Raw genomic sequence first — 6,342 nt, 5'->3', positions numbered from 1 at the left:
CCGCCGGAGACTCGGCCGCCTGCCCGGGCACCGCCGCCTGCGGCGCGGCGGGCACCGCTTCGGCGGCGTCCGGAACCGCCACGGGAGCCGGCTCGGGAGCCGGCTTCGTCAGTTCTACGGCCGGCGCGGGTGCCCCGGGCTCCGCGGCTCGGGCGGCTGCCGTCGGTGCCGGTTCCTGCCCCGGGGCCGGCTGGGGTGCGGGCAGGGGGAAGTCACCGCCCTCGTCGGCCGGAGGCGGCGTGGGTATGCGCGCCGCCTCCGGTGCGCTCGAAGGCCGGCTCCACCAGTTCGGCTTCCCGTTGTTCATGCTCTCCCCGCAACCGCTGACCCGTCCGCGCCCCCTGGGTCGGGCGCCCCTGTCCCCCTGGATTCAACCAGGTCGCGGGTCAGCGGTGGGAGCCGAGCGGTCCGGTCGTCGGGCTCGCCATCGGGCTGGGCCCGGGGGCGAAGGCCAGCTGGAGGGCCGGACCCGTCGGCCGTATGAACGGCGAGAGCGCGAGCAGCGACTGCGGGGCCTGGTTCCGGAGGCGTACGGCCACGAACGGAGCGGCGGCGGAGCGCACCGCGTCCGGCGGGACGGCGCCCGACGGGACCGTGCCCTGGCCCGTGGCCGCGACGGGCCCCTGCGGGACGGTGGCCGGGGTCACCGCGGCGAGCGGCTCGGCGGCGTCGACGGACTGGGCGCCCGAGCGCTCGCCGGAGCGCGTGCCGCGACCGGTCCCCGCACCCGCAGCCGTGCCCCCGCCGGCCGTGGTGGTCCGCAGCGGGGTGACGGCGCTGCCGACGCCCTGGCCGCCGCGGGCGCTCGCGCTCACCGAGGCTTCGAGGGGCAGGGTGCCGCCGAGGGCGATCGCCGCGAACGAGACGGCGCCGGCCGCCGCGAAGGCGAAGCGCCGGCCCCGCCCGTGGGTTCCGGAGCGGCGGTAGCCGACCTCGTGGATGCGGAAGCCGGCCCCGGGGGTGCCGGGGTGCGGGGTGACGACGGCGGCGGTGGCGAAGCCGTCGGACTTCACTCCGCCCGCGCCGAGGAGTTCCTCCAGGGGGCCGCGCGGCCCTCCCGGCTCGCCGGGTCCCCCCGGGAGGCCCTGGAGCCGGGCGAGGAAGCCCTCGGAGGGCGGTGGCGGAGCCGCCGAGGCGAAGACGCTCTTCAGCGTGCGCTGGGCGTCGGCCTCGGCCTTGCAGCGGGCGCAGGTCGCGAGGTGGGCGAGGACCCGCTCGCGGGCGTCGTGGCCGAGTTCGCCGTCGACGAGCGCGGCCAGCCGGTCTCCGAGGTGGTGCTCCGCGGGGGTCGGCGACGTGGGACGTGTGCCGCTCACGCTGTTCCTGCCTCCCATCCGACGGAGGCGAGGGCACGCTCCGCCCGGGCCTCGGGCGAGCGGTGCTTGAGCGCCTTGCGCAGGTGGGAGCGGCCGCGGTGGATGCGGCTGCGGACGGTGCCGAGCTTCACGCCGAGGGTCGCGGCGATCTCCTCGTACGAGAGCCCCTCGATGTCGCAGAGGACGACCGCCGCGCGGAACTCGGGCGCGAGGGTGTCGAGGGCCTGCTGCACGTCGGCGTCGAAGTGCGTGTCGTTGAACGCCTGCTGCGGCGAGGGCTCGCGGCTCGGGAGCCGCTCGGCCGCGTCGTCGGCGAGCGCGTCGAAACGGATGCGCTGCTTGCGGCGGACCATGTCGAGGAAGAGGTTGGTGGTGATGCGGTGCAGCCAGCCCTCGAAGGTGCCCGGGGTGTACGTCGACAGCGAGCGGAAGACGCGGACGAAGACCTCCTGGGTCAGGTCCTCGGCGTCGTGCTGGTTGCCCGTCAGGCGGTAGGCGAGGCGGTAGACCCGGCCACTGTGCGTGCTGACGATCTCCTCCCAGGTGGGAGGGGTCCACGCCTGCGATTCCGCATCCGATGCGAAGGTCGCGGTGGTGGGAGCGGAGTCGGTGGTGCGGAAACGGTCAGCGGTGTCGGTCACGGATTTCGGCTCACCCGCCGACCTGAGAAGACGCCGAAGCACTCCTCCCCGATCCACAGGCGCAGCCGCACCTCCCCTGTCGGCTCTGGTGGTGTCCAGTGGAGCCCCTACCATAGCCACCTCGCCCGTTAGCTCCGGATAAGAATCTTTACGCGAATTTGGAACCGGCTCGCCCGGCTGCCTCCTGTCGCGTCCTTCCCCTGGTGAACGCCCGGTCCCATCTGCGGGTTCCCACTGACAGCGGATACAGTCACCGTTGCGTCAACTACGGGGACAGGAGAGGGCCATTACCGCCAACCGGCAGACGAGCTGGTCGTTCGCCGACGCCTTCGTCGCCGAGGACGAAGCCCTGCGCTGGGCCCGGGAGCGGGCCCGGGAGGCAGGGCTGCCCTCGGTGTCCCCGGGCACCGGTGGGGCGCTGCGCCTGCTCGCCGCGACGGCGGACGCCAAGGCGGTGGCGGAGATCGGCACCGGCACGGGCGTTTCGGGCATCTACCTGCTGCTCGGGATGCGGCCGGACGGCGTCCTGACGACGGTGGACCTCCAGCCGGAGCGGCAGCAGCTCGCGAAGACGGCGTTCCGGGCGGCGGGCTTCGCGGGCAACCGGGCCCGCTTCATCCCGGGCCGGGCCCTGGACGTGCTGCCCCGGCTCGCGGACGGCGGGTACGACCTCGTGTTCTGCGACGGCGACCGGCTCGAGTACCTGGACTACCTCGCTGAATCGTTGCGCCTGCTGCGACCGGGGGGTCTCGTCTGCTTCGAGGGGGTCTTCGCGGACGGCCGCACGGTCGATTCGGGGGCGCAGCCGGCTGAGGTCCAGCGGGTCCGCGAGCTGCTGCGCACGGTGCGGGAGAGCCAGGAGCTCGTCCCCTCGCTGCTGCCGGTGGGCGACGGGCTGCTCTGCGCCGTACGCCGCGGCTGACCGCTCCGGAAGGGCCGCCCGCCCCGGGCGCGCCCGCCGGAGCCCGGGCGCACGGCCGTACCGCCGTACCGGCCCCGGAGACACCGCTGCCCCGGCACGGCGGACCGTACCGGGGCGGCGTGGGGAATCGTGGAGAGAGGGTCAGCCGACGACCTTCTTGAGGGCCTCGCCCAGCTCCTCGGCCTCCTGCGGGGTCAGCTCGACGACAAGCCGACCGCCGCCTTCGAGCGGAACGCGCATGACGATGCCCCGCCCCTCCTTGGTCACCTCGAGCGGGCCATCACCCGTCCGCGGCTTCATGGCCGCCATGCTTGTTCCCCTTCCTGAAACCAGCTCATCGTCAGCCGGGCAGCTCCATGGTGTGGAGCACGCGTCACCGGCTTCGAACACATTGCTTCCAGGTCATTATCCCGCATGGCAGGACCCGATGACCAACATCGATCGGCATCGCTTGCGCAACGCGCTCCCGCAAAACCCCACATTTCGGGGGTCGACCTGCGATACTCCGCCGCTCGACGTCGGACGGACTCCCTCCACGTCCTTCGAATGTCCCTCGAATCTTTGACGCAGCTCACATGGGCGACACGGGTGATCTCCGCCATGCTGGGCTGGTCAACCACGCAATGAGGCGAAGGGATCCCGATGGCCGACACGGTGCTGTACGAGGTGAGCGACGGGCTCGCCACCATCACGCTCAACCGGCCCGAGGCCATGAACGCGATGAACGTGGCGGCGAAGGTCGCCCTCCGGGACGCCGCGGAGACCGCCGCGGCCGATCCCGCCGTACGGGCGGTGCTGCTCACGGCGGCCGGCGACCGGGCGTTCTGCGTGGGCCAGGACCTGAAGGAGCACGTCGGGCTGCTCATGGCGGACCAGGAGTCCGGCACGAGCGAGACCATGAACACGGTCCGCGACCACTACAACCCGATCGTGCGGGCGCTCACCGGCATGCGGAAGCCGGTCGTCGCGGCGGTGAACGGCGTCGCCGCCGGGGCCGGTTTCGGCTTCGCGCTCGCGGCGGACTACCGGGTGGTCGCGGACACGGCCTCCTTCAACACCTCCTTCGCGGGCGTGGCCCTCACCGCCGACTCGGGCGTGTCGTGGACGCTGCCGCGCCTCATCGGCGCGAGCCGGGCCTCCGACCTGCTGCTCTTCCCGCGCTCGATCTCCGCGCAGGAGGCGTACGAGCTCGGCATCGTGAACCGCCTGGTCCCGGCCGCCGACCTGGCCGCCGAGGCGGAGAAGGTGGCCCGGAAGCTCGCGGAGGGCCCGACCGTGGCGTACGCGGCCCTGAAGGAGTCCCTCGCCTACGGCGCCGACCACTCCCTCGCCGAGGCCCTCGGCAAGGAGGAGGAACTCCAGAACCTGGCGGGCGCATCGGAGGACCACACGATCGCGGTCCGCGCCTTCATCGCCAAGGAGAAGCCGAAGTACCTGGGCAGGTGACGTAGGGGCGGAACCCGTTCGCCGGCCCGGGGGCTATCGCACGCCCCGGGCCACGCACCCCGTCAGATGGTCGTCGACCAGGCCGCACGCCTGCATCAGGGCGTAGGCCGTGGTGGGGCCGATGAAGCGGAGGCCGCGCTTCTTGAGGGCCTTGGAGAGGGCCGTCGACTCGTCGGTGACCGCCGGGACCTCGGCGAGCGTACGGGGAGCGGGGCGGGTCGCCGGGTCGGGGGCGTGGGACCAGATCAGGGCGTCGAGCTCGCCCGGGGACCAGTCGGCGAGCAGCTTCGCGTTGGCCAGGGTCGCGTCGACCTTGGCGCGGTTGCGGATGATGCCCTCGTCGGCGAGGAGCCGCTCGCGGTCGGCGTCGGTGAAGCCGGCCACGTCGGCGATCCGGAAGCCGGAGAACGCCTTCCGGAAGCCCTCGCGGCGGCGCAGGATCGTGATCCACGACAGGCCCGACTGGAAGGCCTCCAGGCAGAGCCGCTCGAAGAGGGCGTCGTCGCCGTGGACCGGGCGGCCCCACTCCTCGTCGTGGTACGCGACGTAGTCCTCGGTCGACAGGCCCCAGGGGCAGCGCAGCCGCCCGTCGGGCCCGGGGATCGCCTCGCCCGTCACTGCTCGCCGCCCTCCGTGCCGGTGCCGCCGGCGGGGCCCGCGCCCGCGAGCGCCTCCTCCAGCTCGGCGATCCGGGCGTCGCGCTCCGCGAGCTCGGCACCGAGGCGGACGAGGACGTCGTCCACGTCGGCCATCCGGTAGCCGCGGGCGGCGACCGGGAGGCGGAGCGCCTCGACGTCGGCGCGGTCCACCGGTCGGGCGGCCGGAAGCGGGTCGACGAGCTGCTCGGGCGCCACCTCGGGCAGCACCTCGCTGTCGCCGCCGCCGACCACGGCGAGGGTCACCGCGGCCACGACCACGACCATCGTGATGAGCAGAAACCAGAACACCTGCGCGCCTCTCCCCGGAGTGGAAAACGTCCCGTGCCGATCGTGCCATGCGCCACTGACGGTTAGGGTCGCAGGCGAACGGACGCGAGGGAGGACAAAAGGGATGCTGCGCTTGGGACGGCGTGAATTCGGGCCGCACGAGCCGGTGATCATGGCGATCGTGAACCGGACCCCGGACTCCTTCTACGACCAGGGCGCGACCTTCCGGGACGAGCCCGCGCTCGCCCGGGTCGAGCAGGCCGTGGCGGAGGGGGCGGCGATCATCGACATCGGCGGGGTGAAGGCGGGCCCCGGCGAGGAGGTGACGGCCGAGGAGGAGGCGCGGCGCACGGTCGGCTTCGTCGCCGAGGTCCGCAGGCGTCACCCCGACGTGGTGATCAGCGTCGACACCTGGCGGGCGGACGTCGGCGAGGCGGTCTGCGAGGCCGGGGCGGACGTGCTGAACGACGCGTGGGGCGGGGTCGACCCGCGGCTCGCGGAGGTCGCCGCGAAGTACGGCGCGGGACTCGTCTGTACGCACGCGGGCGGCGCGGAGCCGCGGACGCGGCCGCACCGGGTCGAGTACGAGGACGTGATGGCCGACATCCTGCGGGTCACCGTGGGGCTCGCGGAGCGGGCGGTCTCGCTCGGTGTGCGGCGGGACGGGATCATGATCGACCCCGGGCACGACTTCGGGAAGAACACGCGGCACAGTCTGGAGGCGACGCGGCGGCTCGGGGAGATGGCGGCGACCGGGTGGCCGGTGCTCGTGTCCTTGTCCAACAAGGACTTCGTGGGCGAGACGCTGGACCGGCCGGTCAAGGAGCGGGTCCTCGGGACCCTGGCCACGACGGCGGTCTCGGCGTGGCTCGGTGCGCAGGTGTACCGGGTGCACGAGGTGGCCGAGACCCGTCAGGTCCTGGACATGGTGGCGTCCATTGCCGGTCACCGTGCGCCCGCGGTCGCCCGGCGGGGGCTGGCGTAGTCGGGCGGGTGCCGGGAAGGGGCGCCTGCGGCGGGCTCCTTCCCCACCCCGCCCCTTCCCGAAACCGGGGCTCCGCCCCGGACCCAGGTCCTCAAACGCCGGACGG

The 6,342-nt window shown here is 73.7% G+C and carries 8 protein-coding genes and 1 pseudogene; 3 read left to right on the top strand and 6 right to left on the bottom strand.

What is annotated here, in order from left to right:
• From CCN56_RS43960 to sigE, 3 genes and pseudogenes are all read right to left on the bottom strand, one after another.
• Nucleotides 1-307 (bottom strand): annotated as a pseudogene (locus CCN56_RS43960) (protease); the annotation flags it as partial.
• Between the two features lie 79 nt (nucleotides 308-386).
• Complete coding sequence (locus CCN56_RS32410) at nucleotides 387-1,316, bottom strand: anti-sigma factor (protein ID WP_179200055.1); 930 nt, start codon at nucleotides 1,314-1,316, stop codon at nucleotides 387-389.
• On the bottom strand, nucleotides 1,313-2,071 hold the full coding sequence (gene sigE / locus CCN56_RS32405; RefSeq protein WP_078908486.1) for an RNA polymerase sigma factor SigE: 759 nt from the start codon (nucleotides 2,069-2,071) through the stop codon (nucleotides 1,313-1,315). Before sigE ends, CCN56_RS32410 begins: the two co-directional genes overlap by 4 nt.
• Nucleotides 2,072-2,213: 142 nt before the next feature.
• Between sigE and CCN56_RS32400 the strand changes: the two genes are divergently transcribed.
• The gene (locus CCN56_RS32400; RefSeq protein WP_086831453.1) at nucleotides 2,214-2,879 is read left to right on the top strand and encodes an O-methyltransferase; all 666 of its coding nucleotides are present in this window, start codon (nucleotides 2,214-2,216) and stop codon (nucleotides 2,877-2,879) included.
• 141 nt (nucleotides 2,880-3,020) lie between these two features.
• On the opposite strand, the gene CCN56_RS32395 is transcribed toward CCN56_RS32400, so the two are convergent.
• On the bottom strand, nucleotides 3,021-3,188 hold the full coding sequence (locus tag CCN56_RS32395; protein ID WP_086831452.1) for a DUF3117 domain-containing protein: 168 nt from the start codon (nucleotides 3,186-3,188) through the stop codon (nucleotides 3,021-3,023).
• A gap of 333 nt (nucleotides 3,189-3,521) precedes the next feature.
• Here CCN56_RS32395 and CCN56_RS32390 point away from each other — a divergent pair, with 333 nt between their 5' ends.
• Nucleotides 3,522-4,325: an enoyl-CoA hydratase/isomerase family protein gene (locus tag CCN56_RS32390; RefSeq protein ID WP_086831451.1), complete on the top strand. Its 804-nt coding sequence runs from the start codon at nucleotides 3,522-3,524 to the stop codon at nucleotides 4,323-4,325.
• Nucleotides 4,326-4,358: 33 nt separating this feature from the next.
• Here the strand turns inward: CCN56_RS32390 and CCN56_RS32385 are convergent, their stop codons facing one another.
• The gene (locus CCN56_RS32385; RefSeq protein WP_086831450.1) at nucleotides 4,359-4,943 is read right to left on the bottom strand and encodes a DNA-3-methyladenine glycosylase I; all 585 of its coding nucleotides are present in this window, start codon (nucleotides 4,941-4,943) and stop codon (nucleotides 4,359-4,361) included.
• The gene (locus CCN56_RS32380) at nucleotides 4,940-5,272 is read right to left on the bottom strand and encodes a hypothetical protein (RefSeq protein ID WP_041131093.1); all 333 of its coding nucleotides are present in this window, start codon (nucleotides 5,270-5,272) and stop codon (nucleotides 4,940-4,942) included. Before CCN56_RS32380 ends, CCN56_RS32385 begins: the two co-directional genes overlap by 4 nt.
• 103 nt (nucleotides 5,273-5,375) lie before the next feature.
• Here CCN56_RS32380 and folP point away from each other — a divergent pair, with 103 nt between their 5' ends.
• The gene (gene folP / locus CCN56_RS32375) at nucleotides 5,376-6,236 is read left to right on the top strand and encodes a dihydropteroate synthase (RefSeq protein ID WP_086831449.1); all 861 of its coding nucleotides are present in this window, start codon (nucleotides 5,376-5,378) and stop codon (nucleotides 6,234-6,236) included.
• Nucleotides 6,237-6,342: the final 106 nt, after the last annotated feature.

The sequence above is a fragment of the Streptomyces sp. NRRL B-24572 genome (genome assembly GCF_002156145.1).
GTDB classification, from domain to species: domain Bacteria; phylum Actinomycetota; class Actinomycetes; order Streptomycetales; family Streptomycetaceae; genus Streptomyces; species Streptomyces vietnamensis.
The sequence above is the reverse complement of the archived record's forward strand: the minus strand, read 5'-3'. Positions and strand labels throughout refer to the sequence as shown.

What these genes read in the sequence shown, in the direction of transcription:
- sigE (WP_078908486.1), bottom strand. Translation starts at nt 2,071, where the DNA reads ATGGTAGGGGCTCCACTGGACACCACCAGAGCCGACAGGGGAGGTGCG.
- CCN56_RS32395 (WP_086831452.1), bottom strand. Translation starts at nt 3,188, where the DNA reads ATGGCGGCCATGAAGCCGCGGACGGGTGATGGCCCGCTCGAGGTGACC.
- CCN56_RS32390 (WP_086831451.1), top strand. Translation starts at nt 3,522, where the DNA reads ATGGCCGACACGGTGCTGTACGAGGTGAGCGACGGGCTCGCCACCATC.
- folP (WP_086831449.1), top strand. Translation starts at nt 5,376, where the DNA reads ATGCTGCGCTTGGGACGGCGTGAATTCGGGCCGCACGAGCCGGTGATC.